At 59.0% G+C, this 24,422-nt stretch carries 21 protein-coding genes, 1 tRNA gene and 1 pseudogene; 14 read left to right on the top strand and 9 right to left on the bottom strand.

Annotation, left to right across the window (positions count from 1 at the left end):
- Positions 1–12: 12 nt before the first annotated feature.
- Positions 13–1,131 carry an alanine dehydrogenase gene (gene ald, locus KQ933_RS05905; RefSeq protein ID WP_216757788.1) on the bottom strand — a complete coding sequence of 373 codons (1,119 nt, stop codon included), beginning with the start codon at positions 1,129–1,131 and terminating at the stop codon, positions 13–15.
- Between the two features lie 158 nt (positions 1,132–1,289).
- Here ald and KQ933_RS05900 point away from each other — a divergent pair, with 158 nt between their 5' ends.
- From KQ933_RS05900 to KQ933_RS05885, 4 genes and pseudogenes are all read left to right on the top strand, one after another.
- Complete coding sequence (locus KQ933_RS05900; protein ID WP_216757787.1) at positions 1,290–1,751, top strand: Lrp/AsnC family transcriptional regulator; 462 nt, start codon at positions 1,290–1,292, stop codon at positions 1,749–1,751.
- A gap of 70 nt (positions 1,752–1,821) precedes the next feature.
- Positions 1,822–2,703, top strand: coding sequence for a DMT family transporter (locus KQ933_RS05895; RefSeq protein WP_216757786.1), 882 nt, complete (start codon positions 1,822–1,824; stop codon positions 2,701–2,703).
- An 87-nt stretch (positions 2,704–2,790) separates the two neighbouring features.
- Positions 2,791–3,105 (top strand): annotated as a pseudogene (locus KQ933_RS05890) (PilZ domain-containing protein); the annotation flags it as partial.
- Positions 3,106–3,246: 141 nt separating this feature from the next.
- Complete coding sequence (locus KQ933_RS05885; RefSeq protein ID WP_216757784.1) at positions 3,247–5,235, top strand: bifunctional 2',3'-cyclic-nucleotide 2'-phosphodiesterase/3'-nucleotidase; 1,989 nt, start codon at positions 3,247–3,249, stop codon at positions 5,233–5,235.
- Positions 5,236–5,275: 40 nt separating this feature from the next.
- Here KQ933_RS05885 and KQ933_RS05880 read toward each other — a convergent pair whose 3' ends face one another.
- Positions 5,276–5,833, bottom strand: coding sequence for a DUF2087 domain-containing protein (locus KQ933_RS05880; protein WP_216757783.1), 558 nt, complete (start codon positions 5,831–5,833; stop codon positions 5,276–5,278).
- 188 nt (positions 5,834–6,021) lie between these two features.
- On the bottom strand, positions 6,022–6,990 hold the full coding sequence (locus tag KQ933_RS05875) for a LysR family transcriptional regulator (protein ID WP_216757782.1): 969 nt from the start codon (positions 6,988–6,990) through the stop codon (positions 6,022–6,024).
- Positions 6,991–7,131: 141 nt separating this feature from the next.
- Between KQ933_RS05875 and KQ933_RS05870 the strand changes: the two genes are divergently transcribed.
- Positions 7,132–7,746 carry an FMN-dependent NADH-azoreductase gene (locus KQ933_RS05870; RefSeq protein ID WP_216757781.1) on the top strand — a complete coding sequence of 205 codons (615 nt, stop codon included), beginning with the start codon at positions 7,132–7,134 and terminating at the stop codon, positions 7,744–7,746.
- A gap of 51 nt (positions 7,747–7,797) precedes the next feature.
- Here KQ933_RS05870 and KQ933_RS05865 read toward each other — a convergent pair whose 3' ends face one another.
- Positions 7,798–8,373, bottom strand: coding sequence for a TetR/AcrR family transcriptional regulator (locus tag KQ933_RS05865; RefSeq protein WP_216757780.1), 576 nt, complete (start codon positions 8,371–8,373; stop codon positions 7,798–7,800).
- A gap of 106 nt (positions 8,374–8,479) precedes the next feature.
- On the opposite strand from KQ933_RS05865, the gene KQ933_RS05860 reads away from it, so the two are divergent.
- Positions 8,480–9,256: an SDR family oxidoreductase gene (locus KQ933_RS05860; RefSeq protein WP_216757779.1), complete on the top strand. Its 777-nt coding sequence runs from the start codon at positions 8,480–8,482 to the stop codon at positions 9,254–9,256.
- A gap of 11 nt (positions 9,257–9,267) precedes the next feature.
- Here the strand turns inward: KQ933_RS05860 and KQ933_RS05855 are convergent, their stop codons facing one another.
- The 3 genes from KQ933_RS05855 to ilvA form a co-directional block, all read right to left on the bottom strand.
- Positions 9,268–10,539: a diguanylate cyclase gene (locus KQ933_RS05855; RefSeq protein WP_216757778.1), complete on the bottom strand. Its 1,272-nt coding sequence runs from the start codon at positions 10,537–10,539 to the stop codon at positions 9,268–9,270.
- A 240-nt stretch (positions 10,540–10,779) separates the two neighbouring features.
- On the bottom strand, positions 10,780–11,109 hold the full coding sequence (locus tag KQ933_RS05850) for an HlyU family transcriptional regulator (protein WP_216757777.1): 330 nt from the start codon (positions 11,107–11,109) through the stop codon (positions 10,780–10,782).
- Positions 11,110–11,145: 36 nt separating this feature from the next.
- Positions 11,146–12,396, bottom strand: a complete 1,251-nt coding sequence (ilvA, locus tag KQ933_RS05845; protein ID WP_216757776.1) for a threonine ammonia-lyase — start codon at positions 12,394–12,396, stop codon at positions 11,146–11,148.
- Between the two features lie 195 nt (positions 12,397–12,591).
- Here ilvA and KQ933_RS05840 point away from each other — a divergent pair, with 195 nt between their 5' ends.
- Positions 12,592–12,969 (top strand): VanZ family protein, encoded by a 378-nt coding sequence (locus KQ933_RS05840; protein ID WP_216757775.1) that lies wholly within the window; start codon positions 12,592–12,594, stop codon positions 12,967–12,969.
- A 280-nt stretch (positions 12,970–13,249) separates the two neighbouring features.
- Here KQ933_RS05840 and KQ933_RS05835 read toward each other — a convergent pair.
- A tRNA-Leu gene (locus KQ933_RS05835) sits at positions 13,250–13,335 on the bottom strand.
- Positions 13,336–13,484: 149 nt separating this feature from the next.
- Entirely contained in the window at positions 13,485–14,081 is a 597-nt protein-coding gene (gene wrbA / locus KQ933_RS05830) for an NAD(P)H:quinone oxidoreductase type IV (RefSeq protein ID WP_216757774.1), read from the bottom strand.
- Between the two features lie 227 nt (positions 14,082–14,308).
- Here wrbA and KQ933_RS05825 point away from each other — a divergent pair, with 227 nt between their 5' ends.
- From KQ933_RS05825 to KQ933_RS05795, 7 genes are all read left to right on the top strand, one after another.
- On the top strand, positions 14,309–15,085 hold the full coding sequence (locus KQ933_RS05825; RefSeq protein ID WP_216757773.1) for a competence/damage-inducible protein A: 777 nt from the start codon (positions 14,309–14,311) through the stop codon (positions 15,083–15,085).
- Positions 15,086–15,183: 98 nt separating this feature from the next.
- Positions 15,184–16,026, top strand: a complete 843-nt coding sequence (locus KQ933_RS05820; protein WP_216757772.1) for a universal stress protein — start codon at positions 15,184–15,186, stop codon at positions 16,024–16,026.
- Between the two features lie 169 nt (positions 16,027–16,195).
- Positions 16,196–16,693 (top strand): xanthine phosphoribosyltransferase, encoded by a 498-nt coding sequence (gene gpt / locus KQ933_RS05815; protein WP_007812968.1) that lies wholly within the window; start codon positions 16,196–16,198, stop codon positions 16,691–16,693.
- 250 nt (positions 16,694–16,943) lie between these two features.
- On the top strand, positions 16,944–17,531 hold the full coding sequence (locus tag KQ933_RS05810) for a hypothetical protein (RefSeq protein ID WP_216757771.1): 588 nt from the start codon (positions 16,944–16,946) through the stop codon (positions 17,529–17,531).
- A 584-nt stretch (positions 17,532–18,115) separates the two neighbouring features.
- Positions 18,116–21,928 carry a vitamin B12-dependent ribonucleotide reductase gene (locus tag KQ933_RS05805; RefSeq protein WP_216757770.1) on the top strand — a complete coding sequence of 1,271 codons (3,813 nt, stop codon included), beginning with the start codon at positions 18,116–18,118 and terminating at the stop codon, positions 21,926–21,928.
- Between the two features lie 394 nt (positions 21,929–22,322).
- Positions 22,323–22,994, top strand: coding sequence for a response regulator transcription factor (locus tag KQ933_RS05800; protein WP_216757769.1), 672 nt, complete (start codon positions 22,323–22,325; stop codon positions 22,992–22,994).
- Positions 22,994–24,328 (top strand): HAMP domain-containing sensor histidine kinase, encoded by a 1,335-nt coding sequence (locus tag KQ933_RS05795; protein WP_216757768.1) that lies wholly within the window; start codon positions 22,994–22,996, stop codon positions 24,326–24,328. Before KQ933_RS05800 ends, KQ933_RS05795 begins: the two co-directional genes overlap by 1 nt.
- Positions 24,329–24,422: the final 94 nt, after the last annotated feature.

Here is a 24,422-nt window from a genome sequence, read left to right as displayed (position 1 = left end):
GAGTCAGTTGCTTTACGCCACGTTCAGCGCGCTCTCCGGGGCTACGGCTTCATAGCCCAAGGCCTCGGCAACCGGCTTGTTGGTGATGCGCCCCCGGTGGATGTTCAGGCCGTTGCGCAGGTGTTTGTCCTCGGCAATGGCGCGCAGGCCGCGATCGGCGAGCGCCAGACCGTGGACGATTGTTGCATTGTTCAGCGCGTGAGCAGAGGTGACGGGAACGGCACCCGGCATGTTGGCGACGCAATAGTGCACGACGCCGTCGACGACATAGGTCGGTTCGGAATGCGTCGTCGCATGCGAGGTTTCGAAGCAGCCGCCCTGGTCGATGGCAACGTCGACGATGACCGAGCCCTTCTTCATGCCCGACAGCATTTCGCGGGTAACGAGCTTCGGCGCGGCAGCACCGGGGATCAGCACCGCACCGATGACGAGATCGGCTGAGAAGACTTCTTCTTCCAGCGCCTGGATGCTGGAATAGCGCGTATGGATACGGCCATTGAAGATGTCGTCCAGCTGGCGCAGGCGCGGCAGTGACTTGTCGAGAATGCTGACATCAGCACCGAGACCGGCAGCCATCTTGGCCGCATGCAGGCCGACGACGCCGCCGCCGATGATGGCAACCTTGGCCGGCAGAACGCCGGGCACGCCACCGAGCAGGATGCCGAGGCCGCCATTGGCCTTCTGCAGTGCAGTGGCGCCGGCCTGAATCGAAAGACGGCCGGCGACTTCGGACATCGGCGCCAAGAGCGGCAGACCGCCGCGATCGTCCGTCACGGTCTCATAGGCGATGGCCGTGACGCCGGAGGCGAGCAGCCCCTTGGTCTGTTCCGGATCGGGCGCGAGATGCAAGTAGGTGTAAAGAAGCTGACCGTCGCGGAGCTGCACCCATTCCGAGGGCTGGGGCTCCTTGACCTTGACGATCATGTCGCACTTTTCGAAGATATCCTTGGCCGAGGCGGCGATCTTCGCGCCAGCAGCCACATAGGCGGCATCATCGGCACCAATGCCGGCGCCCGCCTTCGTTTCCACCCAGACCTCATGGCCGTGGGCGACATATTCTCTTACCGAAGCCGGCGTCAGACCGACGCGATATTCATGGTTCTTGATTTCCTTCGGGCAGCCGACACGCATTCGCGTTCCTCTCATTTTATGTCCGCATTCCGCGGAGCGTTTTCTTGCCTCTAAATCCAAGCACCACGGCCAAGAAATGTCCTTGCAAAGAGGATTTGCCTTGATGCAAATTTTCGAAGATTATTGCGTCACTCCTCCATTTTTCGAAGGTTCTTCGAATGTCTGACCTCGATAATATCGATCTTGCGATTCTGAAGGCGTTGCAGATCAACGCGCGTATCACCAATGCGGAGCTTGCCAACAAGGTGGGACTGTCGCCTTCCGCCTGTTCTCGGCGGCTCGACATTCTCGAAAAGAGTGGTGTCATCGGCGGCTATCATGCGCGGGTTTCGCATAAGGCGCTCGACTACAAGATGATCGCCATCGTGCATATCTCGCTATCCGGCCAGTTCGCCAAGACGCTGTCGGAATTCGAGGCGGCAGTGAAGCGCTGTCCGAACGTGCTCGTCTGCTACCTGATGTCCGGGGAGTACGACTATATCCTGCGGGTCGCCGCACGTGACCTGGAAGATTATGAGCGTATCCATCGCGACTGGCTTTCGGCGTTGCCGCATGTGGTGAAGATCAACTCCAGCTTTGCGCTGCGCGAAATCATCGACAGGCCGAATGTCGGCCTCTGAGCCCTTGCAAAGCGACTGAAACCCTGCCCTAGCTTGGCTCTGCGGGCATCTCCCGCTTCAACGGCAAGACATGAAATCCAAGACCCACGGCTATATCTTCCTGCTTCTCGCGCTCACCATCTTTTCGGCGCAGGACGCAATCTCGAAGCATCTTGGTTCAACCTATTCACCCATCTTCGTGACAATGGTGCGCTATTGGGCTTTCGGTCTGTTCACCGTGGTTCTGGCTGCAAGGATGCGCGGCGGCATCGCTGCCACCGCCCGCACGAAACATCCCTTTCTTCAGTTTTCGCGCGGTGTTCTGCTTGCCACGCAAGTGGTGCTGGCAATCACCTGCTTTGCGCTGATCGGCCTTGCGCATTCGCAGGCGATCTTTGCCGCTACCCCGATCATCGTCGCACTGCTTGCCATTCCGCTTCTCGGCGAGAAGGTCGGCTGGCGCCGCTGGACCGCGATCGGTGTCGGGCTTCTCGGCGTGCTGCTGATCCTTAAGCCGGAAGGCGGATTTTTCGATGTGAATCTGCTTCTCGCGGTCGTTTCATGCTTCAACTTCGCGCTTTACGTGATCGCCACGCGTTATGTGAGCCGGCAGGATTCGGCGATGACGAGCTTCTTCTACACGGGTGTCGTCGGGGCCGCCGTCATGACGCTTGCCGGGCCTTTTTACTGGACGCCGGTCCATGGATGGGACTGGATGTGGATGCTTGCGGTTTGCCTGACCGGCACGTCGAGCCATTATTTCCTGATCCGCGCCTATGACGCTCTCGATGCGGCCGCGGTCCAGCCGCTCACCTATATCCAACTCGTCTATGCCTCCATCCTCGGGGTGCTCATCTACGGGGAAACGCTGACGCTGAACATGATCTTCGGCTCGCTCATCGTGGTCGCGGCGGGTATCTTCACGGTCTGGCGCGAACATGTCGTGGCGCGGCGGGCGACCGTGCAGAATTGAGACTTTCGGCGCAATTTTAGACAAGCGCCTAAAGGCATTTCAATTTTCCGGGCCTATGCTTTTCCCGAATTCTTCATGGGGACAAGCATGACACGTAATCTCAAGATAACTGCGCGGAAGGCTGACCGGAAGAACTGCCGCGTCTTCGGCAAGATCCGCTATATGAACAGCCAGGTGGATGCCCGCATCCTCGATCTTTCCGCCACGGGTGCAGCGCTCGAGGTCAAGGCGCCGCTCCATGCAGCCTCCGGCAGCAAAGTGCGGATCGAAGCAGAGGATCTCGGCCTGCTCGACGGCGTCATCCGCTGGAAACACAACGGCCGCGTCGGCATCCAGTTCGACGTGAATTCCAATGCGCGTGCGCTCATTGCCTCCTATTTCCGCTTCTTCCATCGCGACGTGCCGCGCGTTCGCTAAGCTTTTCAAAACGATGCCGCCTTTGCGGCATCGTTGTTGCCCTTCTGTCATTTTCGCGATGTACTCCTTCGCCAATCATCCTAAGTTCAGCGAACCGGGTGATGTATGATGTCAAAAGGAGTTGCCATGTCTTCCATTTTCGATGTGCCTACGATGAGCCGCCGTTCCCTGCTCGGCGGTCTCGCCGCCACTTCCGCTCTCGTGCTGCTGCACCCATTCAGCGCCCGCGCTGCCGCAAACCAGGCGCATCTGCGGCTGATGGAAACGACCGACATCCATGTCAACGTCCTCCCCTATGACTATTATGCCGACAAGCCGAACGACACGATGGGCCTGTCGCGTACGGCAACCATCATCGACACAATCCGGGCAGAAGCCGTCAACTCGCTGCTGATCGACAATGGCGATGTGCTGCAGGGCAATCCAATGGGCGACTATATGGCCTATCAACACGGCATGAAGGACGGCGATATCCATCCGGTTATCAAGGGGATGAACACGCTCGGCTACACCGTCGGCACGCTCGGAAACCACGAGTTCAATTATGGCCTGGACTTCATGTTCAAGGTGCTGAACGGCGCGAACTTCCCCTTCGTCTGCGCCAACCTGACCAAGGGTCAGCTCGCCTCCAACCCGAAGCAGGACGAGTTGTTCTTCAAGCCCTACGTCATCGTCGAAAAGCAGATCAAGGATGGCTCAGGCAATGAAAGCCCCGTCAAGATCGGCTTCATCGGCTTCGTGCCGCCGCAGATCATGCTGTGGGATGTCAAGAATCTCGAAGGCAAGGCGCAGACCCGCGATATCGTCGAGGCGGCCAAGGCCTGGGTGCCGGCCATGAAGGAGGCCGGCGCCGATATCGTCATCGCCCTTTCCCATTCCGGCATCGACGGTTCCGCCCCGTCCGAAAAGATGGAAAATGCCTCGTTGCATCTTGCAGCCGTCGAGGGGATCGATGCGATCTTCACCGGTCACCAGCATCTCGTTTTCCCCGGCCCGAAGAGCTGGGATGGCATAAGCAATGCCGATCCGATCAAGGGCACATTGCATGGCAAGCCCGCCGTCATGGCAGGCTTCTGGGGCTCGCATCTCGGCCTCATCGACCTTCTGCTGGAGAAAGACGGCAACAGCTGGAAGATCGTCGACTTCACGTCAGAAGCGCGGCCGATCTACCATCGCGACGACAAGAAGAAGGTCGTTGCCGATGTCACAGACAAGAAGGAAGTCGTCGAGGCTACCAAGGCAGAGCATGAGGCAACACTTGCCTATGTCCGCACGCCTGTCGGCAAGACCTCCGCACCGCTTTATTCCTACTTTGCGCTCGTCGCCGACGATCCGTCGGTACAGATCGTTTCACAGGCTCAGACCTGGTATATCAAACAGATGCTGGCGGATACGCAGTTCAAGGATCTGCCGGTTCTCTCCGCTGCAGCCCCCTTCAAGGCCGGCGGCCGTGGCGGTGCGGACTACTATACGGATGTTCCGGCCGGCGATATCGCCATCAAGAACGTTGCCGACCTCTATCTCTACCCGAATACGGTTCAGGCCGTCGCGATTACCGGCGCGCAGGTGAAAGAGTGGCTGGAAATGTCTGCGGGCATGTTCAATCATATCGAACCCGGCGCGAAGGACGCGGTCCTCCTCAACAGTGACTTCCCGTCCTACAATTTCGACGTCATCGATGGCGTGACCTATCAGATCGACCTGTCGCAGCCGCCCAAATATGATTCGTCGGGCAAGCCGGTCAATCCGGACGCGAACCGCATCCAGAACCTTGCCTTCGACGGCAAACCGATCGATCCAGCCCAGAAATTCGTGGTCGTCTCCAACAACTACCGTGCCGGCGGCGGTGGCAGTTTCCCGGACATCGCCTCCGACAAGGTGATTTTCCAGGCGCCGGATACCAACCGCGACGTCATCGTCCGCTATGTCCATGATCAGGGCACGATCAACCCCTCCGCCGACGGCAACTGGACCTTCAAGCCCCTGCCCGGCACGACCGTCGTGTTCGAAAGCGGACCGAAGGCCAAGCAATACCTTGCCGACGTCAAGAGCGTGAAGATCGAGGATGCCGGCGAAGGCGCCGAAGGATTCGCGAAGTTCAGGCTGGTTCTCTAAAGCCGCAAGGGCGCGGTTTCTTCAACCGCGCCCTTTTCGTTCAAGCAATTTCTGCCTCAGCTTCGATGCAACGACGAAGCATGCCGAGTTCAACCGGCGGCTTCCTTTCGATCCTGCGATATTGCCTGCCATCCCGGGTGCGGTGGACAAGCCCGAAATCGAAAAGCTCGCGGCGCAGCAGTGCCGCATCGCCGAAGAGATGCAAGCGGCTCAGCAAATCGCTGATTTCACGCTCCGTCAGTTCCGTATCCGCCGGTATTTTCGACCACAGGAACCACAAGCAAAGTTCCTGCAGCCCTCTCCTGCCCGGCCAGCGGATCAGTCGGCCATTGCCATCGAAATGGCGCGACGCCTTCAGCACGCGGTCTTCGTTCGGCAAAGGCTCGGGATCCAGCTTCAGGCTCCAGTCCTTCAGGACCGCCGCAGACTGCGCCACGCTGCGGAAATGCTGGTAGTTACGATAACCCGCCGCGCGGGTCAGTAGATTGAGCATCTCGACATGGCTCGGCTTGTCAGCGAGCGCTTCGATCTGCGTGCGGAGAGATTTGGCGAAAGCCGAAAGATCGGCGATTTCCATTGGAAAGATAGATTTGGTCACGTCTTATCCTCAACGCGCCGTTCCCTCGAAAAGGTGTCGGTGGTCGCCGGCTTTCGACTTCGGCACAGGACAAGTGCTGATAATCTCTCTGGAGCAGGTTTAGCTTCCCTTGCGGGACGGCGACGCCTCGGTGAACTGCAGACCGTGACGCCGTTATAGCAAAGGCCGGAAACCCGTCAACCGTGCGGCTATTCGGCAGCTTCGGGAATGGCATGCAGCCCGTCAATGCCCAGTATGTTGATCATTTCGCCATGGCTCGGACACATGGAGAGCCGCCCGCGAAAGGCCTCGATCAGCCATTGCCCGGCGGGGCCTGGCGGATTGGCGGCCCTGCGCATGGCGTAGATCGGGTATTCGCCCTGCTCGTAAGCCTCCAGCTTGATGGCGACCAGATTGCCCTTCATGATGTCCTCTCCGACGACCGAAACCGGCAGGCCACCCCAGCCGAGACCACCCTTGATGAGCTGGTGCTTGGTCGCAATGTCGCTGACACGCCATGTCCTGTAAGACAGGACGTTGAAGTCCCGCCCCTTGGTCAAGCCGGAGGCATCGGAAACCACAAGCTGGATCTCTTCGCGCACATCAACCAGTGTCAGCGGACGACCAATGCTCGCCAGCGGATGATCGGGTGCGACCACGGGAACCATGAACGAGTAGCCGATCTTTTCGGCTACAAGCGAATCGTCCTGCCTCACAAGCGCCCCGCCAATCCCAATACCGGCCTTGTCGCTCATCACCATGTCCATGACCATGCCGAGCTCGCCGACATTGAGATTGAGGGCTACACCCGGGAATTTTTCGCGGAACTCGCGCAGCACCATCATGACGGCATCGGCAGGCACCATGACACTGATTGCCAGAGAAAGCTCCGCCTCCAGCCCCTGCTTGATGCTTTTCACGCGAGCGCGCATGACCTCGAGGTCGGCCATCAGCCGGCGGGCGTCTTCCAGCATCGCCTTGCCGGCATCCGTCAGTTTCGGTTGGCGGGCGCCGGAACGCTCGAAGAGCGGCACTTCGAGCTGGGCTTCCAGATTGGCGATCGTATAGCTGATCACCGACTGCGCGCGGTTCAGCACGCGCGAGGCTGCCGAGAAGCTGCCGGTTTCGGCGACCGTCAGGAAAACCTGTAATTGATCCAGTGTCGGGTTCGGAAGCATCTTCCATCCAATCCATCGATAATTTTGATCGACATTATCCCAGTTTTTTCGATAGCGGGCCAGCCTTATTTCTTCTCTCGAACACAGCGGTTTGCCGCTCCCAACCGGCCGCTGAAACCCAATTCGAGAGGAAATTCAACCATGTCTTCCATTCTTCTTCTGACGTCCAGCCCGCGTTCGGAATCTCTATCCACCTCGATCGCGGTCGAGCTGGCTGATAAGCTCAAGAGCCAGAACCCGGGCAGCGTCGTCGTTCGTCGCGATCTCGCCGCAAATCCGCTGCCGCATATCGATGATCTGTTCACCGCCGCCATCCGCAAGCCGCCGGAAACCCGCACAGCTGAGGAATCTGCCGCCGTGAAGACTTCTGACGAGTTGGTCAACGAGCTTCTTGCCGCCGACAGCATCGTCATCGGCACCGGCCTCATCAATTTCAACATCTATTCGTCGCTGAAAACCTGGATCGATAACGTCGCCCGCGCAGGCCTTACGTTCAAGTACACCGAAAGCGGCCCGGTCGGCCTCGCCACCGGCAAGAAGGTCTATGTCGTTCTCGCCTCCGGCGGCGTCTACTCTCAGGGTCCGGCTGCGGGCATGAACCACGCCGTTCCGTACCTGAAGTCGGTTCTCGGCTTCCTCGGCATCACCGATATAGAAACCATCTATGTCGAAGGTCTCGCCTTCGGCCCGGAAGCAGCGGAGAAGGCCATCGGCGCTGCCAAGTCGCGCGTCGAAGAGCTCGCGCTTGCTGCCTAATCCGTGAATTAAGAAGTTACACTCGATAGGGCCGGCGCGATGCCGGCCCTTTCATTTTCCCGCGAAGTCGGCGAAGGAGCGGACCGTCTCCAGGATTTCGTTGGAGAGCTCTTCGTCATCGACAATGCGTGCGAGGCCGACGGCACCCGTCATCAGGCTGGAGAGAATAATCGCCTTGCGACGTGCCTGCGCCTGATCGGCCGCTGCCACGCGTCCGGCCATATTTCCCAGATTCGCCTTCAACTGATCGGTCGCAAGCGAACGGCATTTCTCGCCGCTACGGGCAAGGTCGGCCGTCAGAGCCGCAAAGGGGCAACCGCCGCTCACGTCCTCGCGATGATGCGGGCTCAGATAACTAGCGGAATATTCCGCCATCGTAATATCTGCCGGTACCCTGCCCTCCGAACGCACCTTCGCTTCCCAGGAGCCGAAAGCCAGTTTCATGGCTTCGGCCACCATCTCGTCGCGCGAGGCAAAATGCTTGTAGAAGCCGCCAACAGTCAGCCCCGCCTCCTTCATCAGATCGGCCACGCCGAGCCCTTCCAGTCCTTTCTCTCGCAGACGCTTGGAAGCGATCTCGACGATCCTGTCGTGCGTCTTCTGCTTTTCCAATTGCGAATGACCCATCGAAAATCTCCCGATATGCGGACTTGACTCATGTGGATTACAGCCATAATCCTTGTGGATACCGATCATAATCCAGATCGAGTCATTTTCCAATAGGAGCCACTCCATGCGTCTCAAGAACAAGATCGCGCTCATTACCGGCGGCAATAGCGGTATCGGGCTTGCCACTGCCAAGGTTTTCGTTGCCGAAGGCGCGAGGGTCATCATCACCGGCCGCAACCCGGAAACACTCGCAGCGGCCAAGAAAGCACTTGGCGGCGACGTGCTGACGCTGAAGATCGATCTCACAGACGTTGCGGCGGCGGAGAAGGTCTTCGCCGAGGCAGCTTCTGCCGTCGGCAAGTTCGATATCGTCTTTGCCAACGCCGGCATCGGCGGCGCAACGCCGCTCGGCCAGACCTCGCTGGAACAGTTCGAAAAGATCATCAGCACCAACCTCACCTCAGTTTTCTTCACGGTCCAGTCGGCGCTTCCGCATCTGAATGATGGCGCTTCTGTCATCCTCAACGGCTCGGTCCATGCCGTTCTCGGCGCACCAGGCTGGTCGGCCTATGCCGCCACCAAGGGTGCAGTGCGCTCCATGACGCGCAACCTTGCCTCCGAACTTGCGCCCCGCGGTATCCGCGTCAATCAGGTAACGCCGGGCGGCACGCGCACACCGATCTGGTCGCCCTATGCGCAGACCGAAGATGCAATGTCGGCACTCGAAGAAAAGCTCGGGAACATGAGCGCGCTTGGCCGCATGAGCGAAGCAGATGAGATTGCAAAGGCCGCGCTCTATCTCGCCTCCAGCGATTCCAGCAATGTCACCGGGATCGAGATCACCGTCGACGGCGGGATGACGAGCGCTCCCTCCGGCGCCAAGATTTTCCGCGCCGCCTGAGCGGGCGGAAGCTAGCTGACTTTCACGACACCGGAGCGGCCGACGACACAGTTGCGGCCGCTTTTCTTTGCCTCGTAGAGGCGGCTGTCTGCCGCCGAAAGCACGGTCGTGAAACTGGTACCATCTTCGTCGGCGGTTGCAGCCCCTATGCTCACCGATACCGACGCATCATCGGGCGTCGTCACACTGGTCACGATCGTCCAGCGCAGGCGCTCGGCGAGCAGCAAGCCTTCCTCATGGCTTGTGCCTGGACAAACGGCGACAAACTCTTCGCCGCCGAAGCGGAAGATACGGTCGCTGGAGCGCAGCGTCGTTCCGAGCCTCGAGGCAATGGCCTTCAGAACCTCGTCGCCCTGCAGATGGCCGAAGCCGTCATTGACGTCCTTGAAATGGTCGGCATCGATGATGAGAACGGTCGCGTACTGGCCCTGCCGCAGCGCTTCGCGCACCATCAGCGGCGCCTCCAGTTCCATGCGGCTGCGGTCATAGACGCCGGTCAGCATGTCGCGGCCGGTGCGCTCCAGTAGATCGTTATAGCGCTCGCGGAATGTCAGATCCCCGAAGAGGTCGCTGATCGAGCGGGCCGAGGCGGCAATACCGGCTCTGCGGATACGGAATTCATAGACGGCGAACATCAGTGAATAGAGGCAGACGGCCAGCATCTTGGCTTTCCATCCAGCCCAGAAGGCCGTCATCGGCACGCCCATGAAATAATGCAGGCCGCTGAAGAAGAGGATCTGGTCAAATGTCAGAAGCACAAGGCCCGCGATCATGAAGCGCAGCACGACGCGGCGGCGCATGAAATCGCTAAGCTTCTCGTAGAGCAGGATGATGCCGAGCGAGTCGAGGTAGAGGATTGCCGTGCCCCACACCATCAGCCATCCCATTTCCTTCAAGAAATTAACGTCTGCCGGATGGCCGGGCGACAGATCCAGCGGCTGATGAAGCTGCATCACCCAGGCAATGGCGACGGTCAGGAGATTGCCGAGAAACAGACCATAGATCGGCTGGCGGACGGTCGCCGCATCCTCCTGCAGGTAGAGCATGAGAATCATCATCAGCTTGCCGGAAAAGAAGATCGAAGACCCCGGCGATACGTTCCCGAACGGCAGGGAAACATAGAAGACCGCAGCAAGGTAGGTCTCCATGAAATGCATGACGCCGAGCGCAGTCAGGAAGACGCCCAATCCGAGGCGCTGGCGAAAATGCAGGAGACTGACCATCAGCACGAAATAGCCGACGGCTTCGACGATGAAGAGCGCAGTGTTTAGGAGCTCCATCACAGCCCTCCGCCGACAACAGGAGCGCACGAGCGAGCCACAGCCACCGCGGCGGATCTTCTGGTCAATCGTCCGGAAAGCTCAAACACAAACGGCGCCCTGCAAAACCTGCAGGCGCCACCTTCGCCATAATCCTTTAAGATTAGGTGAGCAAACCAGCAGCTTCCGCCACGGAAATGCTGTCATAGTTTTGAAAAACAACGGTAAATGTCAGCTCGGACAAGGCTTGCCCGGCTCGCGCCCTCAGACCTGCCGAAGCTTCTCGCCATCACTGAAAAGAGAGGGGCCGTGCTGGTCGATAATCTGCTGCGCCTTGCGCACCGTGCATTCGATCGCATCATCGGACGATGAAAAGAGATCGGCGCGGATGAACTTGCGCACGAGAACGTCCTCACCGACTTTCTTTTCAATATGGCCGGCAAGACGATACTGGCCGCCTTCCTTCTGCGGCTCCGCATAGATGGTGCAATCGCCATAGAGCTGCGGCTCGCCGGAAGGACCCGCAACTGCCTCATTTGAGGATTTGCTACCGCCAGAGAAGACCGAAAGAATGTTTGAAAGGAACGAAGCCATAATCCGCCTTTAGCACGCAGTGCTGTTCACGCAAAGTCAAATGATCAGGTTTGCGACGATCTCGTTTTCGGTGATGTCCTCGAAGCCCATGCCTGACCTTTCGAAATTGGCGACCAGCGTCGCGAAGTTCTCCGGCGCCGTCGTCTCGATACCGATCAGGATCGAACCGAAATTGCGCGCCGATTTCTTGAGATATTCGAAGCGGGCGATATCGTCATGCGGTCCGAGGAGATTGAGAAAATCGCGCAACGCGCCGGGACGCTGGGCAAGACGCAGGATGAAGTATTTCTTCAGACCGGCGTAGCGCATGGCCCTTTCCTTGACATCGGGCAGCCGCTCGAAATCGAAATTGCCGCCTGAGACGATGGCAACGATCGTCTTGCCTTTGATGGCCTCGCGATCCATGGCGGCGATCGCCGTCAGCGCCAGGGCTCCGGCCGGTTCCAGCACCACGCCTTCGACGTTCAGCATCTCCTGGATGGTGACGCAGATGGCGTTTTCCGGCATCAGCCTGACCTGTTCGGCCGAAAAACTCTTCAGCGCTGCGAAATTCAGGTCGCCGATGCGGGCGACCGCTGCGCCATCGACGAAATTGTCGACCTTCGACAGCGTCACGATCTGCCCCGCCTCGAGGCTGCGGCGCAGGCTCGGCGCGCCGGCAGGCTCGGCAAAGACGAAGTCGGATTGCGGCATGATGCCGTCGAGAAAACCGGTGATACCGGCGGCAAGGCCGCCGCCGCCGACCGGCAGGACGACCATGTCCGGTATCGTTCCCTCGGGAAGCTGCTGCATGATTTCTGCGGCGACCGTCGCCTGCCCCTCGATGATATCAGCATGATCGAAGGGCGGCACCATGACGCCGCCGATCGCCTCCACGTGATCGCGCGCCGCCTGATAGCATTGGTCGAAGAAATCACCGATGAGTTCGATGGTGATGAAGCCGGCGCCGAACATGCGGGTCTTGTCGATCTTCTGCTGCGGCGTGGTGACCGGCATGAAGACGACGCCCGGCACGCCGAAATGGCGGCAGACGAAGGCAAAGCCCTGCGCATGATTGCCGGCGGAGGCGCAGACGAAGGTCTTGCCGCCCGCGCCCTTGGCAATCGCCTTGCGGAAGAAATTGAACGCGCCGCGGATCTTGTAGGATCGCACCGGCGAAAGATCCTCGCGCTTCAGCCAGATATCGGCGCCATAGCGGGCGGAAAGGTGATCATTGAGCTGCAGCGGCGTGGCGGGGAAAAGGCTGCGCATCGCCTCTTCGGCGCCTTCGACATCGTGTCTTGTCACGGGCGTTCGTCCATTCTTCAAAATCCAGACGTCGCTATGACACAGGCCGCTTGTGGAAAGAAGTCCGTTTGCGCCATTTGCGGTTCACCCGATGAAAGGCTTCCTTAACGGCGTCGTCTGATTGCACCGAAGATCCAGATCACGTGGACGGCTTCTAACTTGATGTCGCATAGAAATTGCTAATATGACAGCAAGATGACATCCAAGATCACAAAGCCGCTGGCGTGGCTTCTTCTCGCCTTCATCCTGTTCGTCACGGTTTCACCGATCGAATTGCGACCCCACACGATCGAGACACCTGACATCGACCGCGCTGCGGCTTACCTCGCGGCAGGGCTGGCTTTCGCTCTTGCCTATCCGAGACAATGGAAAACAGTCGCCGCGCTGCTGATCTTCGGTGCCATCGCGATCGAATATCTGCAGTACCTGTCGCCGACGCGGCATGCGCGCCTTCACGATGCAGGCGTCAAGGCAGCAGGCGCAGCACTCGGCTTAGCCGCCGGCTGGGCCTTCAACAAATGGCGTGAAGCGAAAACGGAAGCGAATACCGCCACCGAATTTGTCCGCCGCTGACGGTGGATCGGAAAGCTAAAGACCGCGTGTCTGCAAAGCCCAGAAGAAAAGCGGCACCGCGGCGACCACGGTTCCTAATAGTAGAAGGACGCTCATCTTAAAAAGCTTGATGCGCCGGGTCCTTGCACCATTCCAGTCGTAAACCATCGCCTTACTCCCACTAAGACAACACTTACTCAACCGCACAGTGCCTACATTTTTTGCACCGTTGAGACCACAGACAAGCACTGCCTATGGTTTATCCACACTATACAAGCACATTCGAACACGTTTATGAAGATGGTGCGAGCGACGGGGATCGAACCCGTATAGCCTAAGGCCGAGGGATTTTAAGTCCCTTGCGTCTACCAGTTTCGCCACGCTCGCGCGCCGTCCAGATCAACGACTTAGGCGGATTCGTCAAGTTTTTGTTTGCAGGACAACCTCTGCGTTTTGCGAAACCTGCCGATAACTTTATCCCAAAATAAAACGGCGGCCCAAGGGACCGCCGTCTCAGAACTCGATTGTCGCGAAGCTCAAGCCAGTTTTGCAGTCACCTTGGCGACGTGTGCGCCCTGATACTTGGCAGCTTCGAGCTCGATTGCCGAAGGCTGGCGGGAGCCGTCACCGTTGGTGATGGTGGAGGCGCCATAAGGCGAGCCGCCCTTTACTTCTTCCGTACCCATCTGACCTTGGAAAGCATAGGGAAGGCCGACATAGGCCATGCCGTGATGCAGGAACGTCGGGACGAAGCCGAGGATCGTCGATTCCTGACCGCCGTGCTGTGTTGCGGACGAAGTGAACATCGAGCCGACCTTGCCGACGAGCTTGCCGGTGAACCACAGGCCACCGGTCTGATCCCAGAAATTGCGCATCTGCGAGGCGACCGTGCCAAAACGCGTGCCGGCACCGACGATGATCGCATCGTAATCAGCCAGTTCGTCGACGGTGGCGATCGGGGCTGCCTGATCGAGCTTGTAATAGGAAGCCTTGGCGACTTCTTCCGAAACCAATTCCGGAACGCGCTTGACGACGACATCAGCGCCGGCGGACTTCGCGCCTTCGGCTACGGCATAAGCCATGGTTTCGATGTGGCCGTAAGCCGAGTAGTAGAGGACGAGAATCTTCGCCATTGTTATCTCCAAGGATTGATTGAATTTCCTGACCACGAACGTTCTACCAGCGCATCTGGTTCAACATAGCCCCGCGCGCAAGAACTCACTGTTCACCGCCTGTAGACGAAAATTCACTTGCCGTTTCGTCTCCGGTTGAGGGGGCTTGCCGTTTGGCCGCTTTGGCGTTTGCAAAACGGCCAAACGGCGCTACCTATTTCCAAGCTTCACACCACGGAAATATCCCCATGAGCAATGAGACCGTCGTTACCGCCGCCATGCTAGCCATCGGCGACGAGCTTCTTTCCGGCCGCACCAAGGACAAGAATATCGGCCACCTCGCCGACATGCTGACCATTTCGGGCATAGACCTGAAAGAGGTGCGCATCGTTGCCGACGAGGAGGATGCTATCGTCGAGGCACTGAATGCGCTTCGCGGCAAATACGATTATGTCTTCACCTCGGGCGGTATCGGGCCGACGCATGACGATATCACTGCGGATGCCGTCTCGAAGGCTTTCGGCGTGCCCTGCCAGCATGATACGGCGGCGATGGCGCTGCTTGCGGAAATGTACAGGCGCCGCGAAATGGAATTCACCGAGGCCCGCCAGCGCATGGCCCGCATGCCGCGCGGCGCCGCACATATCGCCAACCCGGTTTCGACAGCGCCCGGCTTTGTCATCGGCAATGTCTATGTGATGGCCGGCGTTCCGCAGGTCTTCCAGGCCATGGTCGACAATGTGCTGCCGACGCTGAGGACAGGCACGCCCGTCCTCTCGCTCGCTATCGCCTGCCCCTATGGCGAAGGCGAGATCGGAACGCCGCTCACGGCGATCCAGAAGGCGCATCCGGAAACCAGCATCGGCTCCTATCCCCGGTATGTCGGGCAGAAATTCTCGACCGAAATCGTCGTGCGCGGTCGCTCGCAGGATGTGATCGAGTCTGCGGGTGCGGACGTGCGGGCCATGATCGAGGATATCAGACGCAGGAAGGACATTGCCGAAAACTATCAGGCGGAAGCGTGAGAGGTTCTGCGGTCTTGATCCCGGTCAAGGAACCGCAGCGTGTCCCGGTACATTTCTTTCCTCGCGGACCATCATTTCAGCCGCAAAGGAGAATTGATATGTCTTATAAAACCATTCTTGCCATTCTGGATACAGCAGACAATAGCGCCGCCGTTGCCGATTTCGCCTTTGCCATTGCCGCTGAAAGCAGCGCCCACGTGATCGGCCTGCATGCCGAAACGATCGCCGCCGTGCCGCTGCTCGCGCCGATGGAAATTCCCGATCCGGTCGCCGTGCAGGCGCTTCAGGATATGGCCCATTCCGAAACTGTCGAGGTCGAGCGGATTTTCCGCGCCCGTGGGGAGGCTTCCGGTGCTTCCTTCGAATGGCGCGCCTTTGCCACTTCGACGGGATACGGCTCGGCGCCGCTGATCGAAAGCGCGCGCAGCGCCGACCTGCTGATCGCCTCGCAGGCCGATCCGGCAAGGCCCTCCGACAGTCATGTTGATGTCGATGACTTCCTGTTCGAAAGCGGCCGCCCGGTGCTGATGATCCCCTACATCATTCGCCAGCAGAAGCCGATCAAGCGCGTACTGATTGCCTGGAACGGCTCCAAGGAAGCCACACGCGCCACTTTCGACGCCCTGCCGATCCTGAAGGCTGCCGAAGCGGTGGAGATCTTCTCGGTCGATCCGGCCGAAACGGCCACGCAGTCGCCAACCACAGCCGGCGCGGACATCGCCGCAACGCTTGCCCGTCACGGGGTGAACGTAACGCTCGCCACGACCGCAAGCGGCGACAAGAACGCCTCGCACATCATCGAGAACCGGCTTTCGGACGACAGCATCGACCTTCTGGTCATGGGCGCCTACACGCATTCCTGGCTGTGGCAGGCGATCTTCGGCGGGACGACGAAGACACTTTTGCAGTCCATGACGGCGCTGACATTGCTCTCGCGTTAAGCCCGCTCTTGCCTTTTGCCTCCAAATCCCGCTAATTGCGGCGACCGATGATATCAGGCTTCGGCATCCATCGCGCAGTTCCGGCTGCGCGATTTGCATTTTGCCAGCCGATGTTCATTCGGTCGCCGGCAAACGGCGTGTCGTTTTTTCCATGCCGCGGAGCAGCCCGATGTCCCTTCCCGATAAAGCCTTTCCCGTTTCCTGGGATCAGTTCCACCGCGATGCGCGCGCGCTTGCCTGGCGGCTTGCAGGCCTCGGCCAGGAATTCAAAGCGATCGTCTGCATCACGCGCGGCGGCCTTGTTCCGGCGGCGATCATTTCGCGCGAACTGAACATCCGTCTCATCGAAACAGTTTGCGTCGCCTCCTATCACGACTACGTCAATCAGGGCGACATGGTGCTGCTCAAGGGCATTGCGCCCGAGCTCATGGAAAACGGCGGCGAAGGCGTTCTTGTCGTCGACGATCTCACGGATACCGGCAAGACCGCCGCTCAAGTGCGCGGCATGCTGCCCAAGGCGCATTTCGCCTGCGTCTACGCCAAGCCCAAGGGCGTGCCGACGGTCGATACCTTCATCACCGAAGTCAGCCAGGACACCTGGATCTATTTCCCCTGGGATATGGGCTTCACCTACCAGGAGCCGATCGCCAAGGGCGCGCGCGGCTAGAGTATCCTTTGTTTCCACGCAATTCCGGACGCAAAACCGCTTCGCACTTTTGCTGGAATTGCTCTAATAGCCGCCAACGCGAGCAACCTCCGGTTTTACGACCGGAAATTGTCCCAATTTTTGTCTCCCCGATAGCGGATTCCAGCCCCGGTTCGGTAACGTCCGTTTTATTTTATTAGCATAGCGTCAGGCAACTACCGGTCGTAGAGGCCGGATGCAAGGTGCGACTGAATGCGGTTGGGGAAGCGCAATGGCATGCTGGGGCAAGATTCGAACGGCAGCCTTCGGGCTGATCTGCTGCCTGTTTCCTTATTCGCCTGCCGGGGCTGAGCCGGTCTATATCGGCATCGTGCGTGACTATGTCGAAAAGCTGGTCCGGCCGATGGTCGAGGCTCCTGTCGTCATGAAGGCGATCGAGGAGCAGAACGCCAAATTCGGCGATGTCAGCGAGATGGACATGCGGGTGCTCGACGAAACGTACCGGGCCGAGGTCGCGCAGGGCGATTTCCAGATGGTCAGGGTGCTGATGGCTAAATCCATCTCGCATTATCTCAAATCGAAGCAGGACGATTCGCAGGGAGCGATCATCGAGTTCTTCGTCACGGACCGTCACGGGCTGAATGTCGGCCAGAGCACCATCACGACGGACTACTGGCAAGGTGACGAGGACAAATTTCTGAAAACCTTCGCCCTCGGTTCGCCGGATATCTATGTCGGCCGGGCGGAACGCGACGAGTCGACGCAGCATCTGGAGACTCAGGCGAGCTTCGTCGTCACCGACGAAAAGGGCAAGCCGATTGGCACCGCGACCGTTACGATCGCCATCGACGCCCTCTAGAAACTGCTGATTTCCCTGAACGAATCGATAAGCGCATTTACGTCGTAAAAGCCATCCTAACTTTTGCCGCACTCGATTTTTCTGACATTCCGCTCCTTCCCTCGTTAAACCACCGCCGCAACCCCTTGTATTTTCAGGCTTACCCCGATTTTCCCCAGTCTCCACAAGGACATCCACAAGATGTTGTGGTTAGCAAACGGTTACGTTCCACCCCTTGACGGAATCAGCCGTTTCAAACTTAATGTTTCAGATGTTGCGGCGGCGACTGAATCGGAGGTAACGAGCCCGGTTCTCCCAAGGAAAATCGAACGCGGAATCAGGGTGTTGAACCATCGGAAACGGTGACGCCCGCAGGGTTTTTTGCGCGTTTTTCCAGCCTCAAAAAGCGATATCGGGGACTGGTAAAATTTAGCTGTTAACACTATATTTAGCGTTTGCAGCCAGCCTCACCACAAGATACAGGAAAGTCATCTTCGGATGACAATCCTGTCACGAGACGGAACGAGCATCGGCTGCGCGAAGGGACAACGTGTAGCCGGACGGAAATTTTGTGCCCTTTCGGGCGCCAACAAGAGGTTAAGGACATGCGCATCGAACGTCGGTTTACGAAGGCTGGTCAAGGCGCCTATGCGGATATCGAATTCCGCAAGGCGACGAGCGAGATCAAGAACCCTGACGGCTCTATCGTCTTCCGCCTCGAAAACATCGACGTTCCCGCGCAGTTCTCCCAGGTCGCGACAGACGTTCTGGCGCAGAAATATTTCCGCAAGGCCGGCGTCCCGGCCCGCCTGAAGAAGGTCGAAGAGAACGATGTCCCCTCTTTCCTGTGGCGCTCTGTAGCCGACGACGCGGCGCTGAAGGGCCTGCCGAAGGACGAACAGACCGGCTCGGAAACCGACGCGCGCCAGGTCTTCGATCGTCTCGCCGGCACCTGGACCTATTGGGGCTGGAAGGGGGGCTACTTCTCTTCGGAGGAAGATGCAGCTGCCTTCAAGGACGAGCTTGCCTATATGCTCGCCACGCAGCGCGTCGCCCCGAACTCCCCGCAGTGGTTCAATACCGGCCTGCACTGGGCCTATGGAATCGACGGCCCCGGCCAGGGCCACTTCTATGTGGATCCCTTCACCGGCAAGATCACCAAATCCAAATCGGCCTACGAACATCCGCAGCCGCATGCCTGCTTCATCCAGTCCGTCGAAGACGACCTCGTCAACGAAGGCGGCATCATGGACCTCTGGGTGCGTGAAGCCCGTCTCTTCAAGTACGGTTCCGGCACGGGTTCCAACTTCTCCATGCTGCGCGGCGAAGGCGAAAAGCTTTCCGGCGGCGGCCGCTCCTCCGGCCTGATGAGCTTCCTGAAGATCGGCGACCGCGCTGCCGGCGCCATCAAGTCTGGTGGTACGACCCGGCGTGCGGCCAAGATGGTCGTCGTCGATATCGACCATCCTGATATCGAGGAATATATCAACTGGAAGGTCAAGGAAGAGCAGAAGGTTGCCGCTCTCGTGACCGGCTCCAAGGTCGTCGCCCAGCATCTGAAGGCGATCATGAAGGCCTGCGTCAATTGCGAAGGCGACAATGGTGATTGCTTCGACCCGGCCAAGAACCCGGCCCTGAAGCGCGAAATCCGCGCTGCCAAGAAAGATCAGGTTCCGGAAAACTATGTCCAGCGCGTCATCCAGTTCGCCCGCCAGGGCTACAAGGACATGGAGTTCAAGACCTACGACACGGACTGGGATTCGGAAGCCTATCTCACCGTCTCCGGCCAGAATTCCAACAACTCCGTCTCGATCAAGGACAACTTCCTGCGCGCTGTCGAAGAAGATGGCGACTGGAACCTGACCGCCCGCAAGGACGGCCGGGTGATGAAGACGCTGAAGGCCCGCGATCTCTGGGAAACGATTTCCTATGCCGCCTGGGCATCGGCCGATCCGGGCATCCATTTCAACACCACGATGAACGACTGGCACACCTCGCCGGCCGGCGGCCCGATCCGCGGCTCTAACCCGTGCTCGGAATATATGTTCCTCGACGACACGGCCTGCAACCTCGCTTCGCTGAACCTCCTGCAGTTCAAGGACAAGGCCACCAAGCGCATCAATATCGGCGACTACGAACATGCCGTTCGCCTGTGGACCGTCGTGCTCGAAGTCTCGGTCATGATGGCGCAGTTCCCGTCCAAGCGCATCGCCGAACTTTCCTACGAATACCGCACGCTCGGCCTCGGCTACGCCAATATCGGCGGCCTGCTGATGTCGACTGGCATCCCTTATGACAGCGCGGAAGGCCGCGCCATTGCCGGCTCGCTGACGGCGATCATGACAGGCATCTGCTACGCAACCTCGGCCGAAATGGCTGCCGAACTCGGCCCGTTCCCGAACTACGAGCCGAACCGCGAGCACATGCTGCGCGTCATCCGCAACCATCGCCGCGCCGCCCATGGCGAGAATGCTGGCTACGAGGCTCTCTCGGTCAACCCGGTTGCGCTGATCCATCAAGAAAACCCCGACCAGGATCTGGCAGCCCATGCAATGGCTGCCTGGGACAAGGCGCTCGAACTCGGCGAAAAGCATGGCTACCGCAATGCGCAGGTCTCAGTCATCGCCCCGACCGGCACGATCGGCCTCGTCATGGATTGCGACACGACCGGCATCGAACCTGACTTCGCGCTCGTAAAGTTCAAGAAGCTCGCCGGCGGCGGCTATTTCAAGATCATCAACCGCGCCGTTCCGGATGCGCTGCGCACGCTCGGTTATCCCGAAAGCCAGATCGCCGAGATCGAAGCTTACGCTGTCGGCCACGGCAACCTCAACCAGGCTCCGGCCATCAACCCCTCGACGCTGAAGGCCAAGGGCTTCACCGACGAGAAGGTGGAAGCCGTCAATGCGGCTCTGAAGAGCGCCTTCGACATCAAGTTTGTCTTCAACCAGTGGACGCTCGGCGCCGACTTCCTGAAGACCACCCTGAAGGTCTCCGACGAACAGCTCACCGACATGAGCTTCAGCCTGCTCGACCATATCGGCTTCTCCAAGAAGGACATCGAGGCCGCCAACATCCACGTCTGCGGTGCGATGACGCTGGAAGGTGCGCCTTTCCTCAAGAAGGAACACCTGCCGGTCTTCGATTGCGCCAATCCGTGCGGCAAGATCGGCAAACGTTACCTCTCGGTCGAAAGCCATATTCGCATGATGGCGGCTGCCCAGCCCTTCATCTCGGGTGCGATCTCGAAGACGATCAACATGCCGAACGAGGCGACCGTCGAGGATTGCAAGAATGCCTATATGATGTCCTGGAAGCTCGGCCTGAAGGCAAACGCCCTCTACCGTGATGGCTCCAAGCTTTCGCAGCCGCTCAACGCTTCGCTGATCGAGGACGAGAGCGACGAAGATGCGCTGGAAGATCTGATCCAGCAGCCGCTCGCAGCCCAGGCCGTGACGGTCACCGAAAAGATCATCGAGAAGGTCATCGAGCGTGTTTCCCGCGAACGCGAGAAGTTGCCGAACCGTCGCCAGGGCTACACCCAAAAGGCTGCCGTCGGCGGTCACAAGGTTTATCTCCGTACCGGCGAATTCGGCGACGGCCGTCTCGGCGAGATCTTCATCGATATGCACAAGGAAGGTGCTGCCTTCCGTGCAATGATGAACAACTTCGCCATCGCCATCTCGCTCGGCCTGCAATATGGCGTGCCGCTCGAAGAATATGTGGAGGCCTTCACCTTCACCAAGTTTGAGCCGGCCGGCATCGTCATCGGCAATGACGCGATCAAGAACGCAACATCGATCCTCGACTACGTGTTCCGCGAACTCGCCGTCTCCTATCTCGGCCGTCACGACCTCGCCCATGTCGATACGTCCGACTTCTCCAACACGGCGCTCGGCAAGGGCATCCAGGAAGGCAAGACGAACCTCGTCTCGACCGGCTGGACCCGCGGCTACAAGCCGACGCTGGTCTCGAACACCGGCAGCGACCGTCAGCTTGGCGAACCCAAGGGTGCGGCAACGGCAGCCCCTGCCCGCGCCTCCTCGACCGGCTCGGTGACCTCCTTTGCGGGTGCAGCAGCCCGTAAGCTGGAGCCGACAGTCGCCATCTCCACCTCCGAAATCGTCGCCTTCAAGCGCGATTACGAAGAGCGCGCCAAGGAACTGGCTGAAGAGATCGCCGAGGAAGTGCTCGAAGAAGCCGGCGCAGACGCAACCGCCCTTTTCTCCGACAAGGCCGCAGCCGACGCTGCAACCGCCAAGACGGAAGCCAAGAAGGTGGAGGCTGAACGCCGCGCCCGCTCGATCATGCAGGGCTATACGGGTAACATGTGCAGCGAGTGCCAGAACTTCACGATGGTGCGCAATGGGACTTGTGAGAAGTGCGACACTTGCGGTGCAACGAGTGGGTGCAGCTGATTTCTTCGGGAAATTTAGTTGTTACGCGCAGCTAAACCCGGTCAACATTTGAGGAAAAGGGGCGGCTTTACATCTTTCGATTGAGCACTCACTGCAACCAATCGAAAACTGACCCGCTCGGACAGAGGTCCGATTTCCTTCAGAACAGACAGATCGGAAAATAACTCCAGGCGTGCAAGCGCCTGGAGTTTTCTGTTCAGAGGCGATTGGCAATCTCATGGGATTTACCGGGCTCAGATCACCTCACTATTGCTCTTGCGGCGAAAGATGTACGATCATGCGATCTCATTTATCCGGCTCGCAACGCCCCACGTCCTCCCCCATTCGAAACGCTCACGCCGTAATCCTGTCGCAATAGTCGTCGTGAACATAGGATCGGAAAGGTGGGTGATGCATGAAGATCCTGTTGGTCGAAGACGAGACAAGGCTGGCGGAAGCGGTTGCGGCCTCACTCGGCAAGAAGGGCATCGCGGTGGACCACACCGCTCTTCTTGGGGATGCAATCGAACTGGCACGACAACAGACCTACGATGCGATCGTTCTCGACAGACGCCTGCCGGACGGTGACGGCATCACATTCATCCCTTGGTTACGAAGCTCCGGCGTCGTCACGCCGGTCATCGTGCTGACTGCCAGAAACGAGCCGAAGGAAAGGGTCGCGGGCCTGGACCTTGGCGCCGACGACTATCTGGGCAAGCCGTTTCTGATGGAGGAGCTTTTCGCTCGGTTGCGCGCGCTATTGCGACGCCCGTCGGGCCTGGCGGAGCCGTCCATCGCGGTCGGACGGATCACCGTGGATCCGATCCGGATGGACGTCATGGTCGGCGAGCTGCAGCTCGACCTGCCTCGTCGAGAGCTGATGGTGCTCGTTACCCTTGCGAAGCGAAAAGGTAAGACCGTCCTCAGATCGGTGCTGGAAACCGAAATCTACAATTACGAGGAAACTATCCAATCCAACGCGCTGGATGCTCATGTCTCGCGACTGAGAAAACGCCTGGCCGACACAGATGCCGGCGTGTCCATCCACAACATCCGCGGGGTCGGATACCTGCTTAAGGAGCGTTGATGCGATTTCCGAATACGTCGTCGCTGTGGTGGAGACTGAGTTGGCAGCTCAGCCTGCTGTTCGTCGTTATCACGGCATTGGTAATCGTCGGGCTATGCATCTATGGAGCGATGATCCATTCTCCGAACGTCAGTATGCAGTACCGGCTTCTGAATGCTCTGGAAGGGTCCTTGAACTACGAACCTGGGCGAGGACTTCGCATCAAGGACAGCGAACAGCTAACAGCATTCAAGAACGACAACCCCAATCTCTTTTTTTACGCCGCCGCCCCGGACGGAACGGCTGTGGCATATGGAAACATTCCACCTGCGTATACGCGACTTGCCGAGTTCGTGCCGCTTATCAAAGACGCCGACATTCGTGGCACAGGGGCAAACGTCCCTGTACCGGCTTCAGTCGACGACATCGAGATCAATAAGACCGAGATTCGGGTGCTCTATGGCGGTCGCAACGGAGACGAGTCGATATTCCTTGCGATTCTCGGCAAGGCGTACAAGATCTACGTGCCCCTGCTTGCAGTTACCTTACCCGCGCTCTTCTTCGTCGTGCCGCGACTGGTCAGGCGTTCGCTCTCAGGACTGAGCGACGTCGTTCGGAAAGCGCCGAAGATCGACCCGCGCCAGCCCGGATCCCGTCTGCCGGTGGATCGGGTTCCGAGCGAGGTCGTTCCGCTCATCCACGCATTCAATTCCGTCCTGGAGCGCCTTGAGCAGCAGTTCGCAGCCAGAGAACGTTTCCTGATTGACGCCGCACACGAGCTCCGCACACCGATCGCCGTTATGCAGACGCGTATCGATACGACCCTGGAAGGAAGTACGCGCGAGACCATGATGGATGACATCGGGCGTCTGCGGGAGACGGCGGAGCAATTGCTCGACTTCGAACGGAGCGAGCAGTCGCCGGAGCCGTTTGAACAAGCCGACTTGGTGGAGGTCGCCAGGAACGTCGTCGCCGACCAAGCTCCACTTGCCATCAGAAATGGATATGAAATCTCGTTCGATAGTGAAGTGGGCGAGCTGTATCGATTGGCAAGTCGGTCGGCGATGTCACGCGCCATAGGCAACCTTGTACGCAATGCGATCGACCATGGAGGAAATTCCGGCACGATATCCGTTCGCGTGTCCGAACGTGGAGGCATCTCGGTTTCGGACGAAGGCCCCGGCATTCCAGCAGCGCATCGAGATCTCGTGTTCGAACCATTTTACAGAGTCACGCCGCGGAGCACGGGTGCCGGCCTCGGATTGAGCATCGTGAAGCAGATCGTGACCCGTCACCGCGGGAGCGTGGCCCTCGAAGGCAATCCGACAGGAACGACAGTGACCATCAACCTGTGACAGATACAGCGATCAGCTGCCCGCTCTGACGAGCGGTCAATGAAGCGCGGTAAAAATGAAACGGCCGAACCAAAAGGTCCGGCCATTTCGTATT

This window comes from Rhizobium sp. WYJ-E13, assembly GCF_018987265.1.
Lineage (GTDB): Bacteria > Pseudomonadota > Alphaproteobacteria > Rhizobiales > Rhizobiaceae > Rhizobium.
The sequence above is the reverse complement of the archived record's forward strand: the minus strand, read 5'-3'. Positions and strand labels throughout refer to the sequence as shown.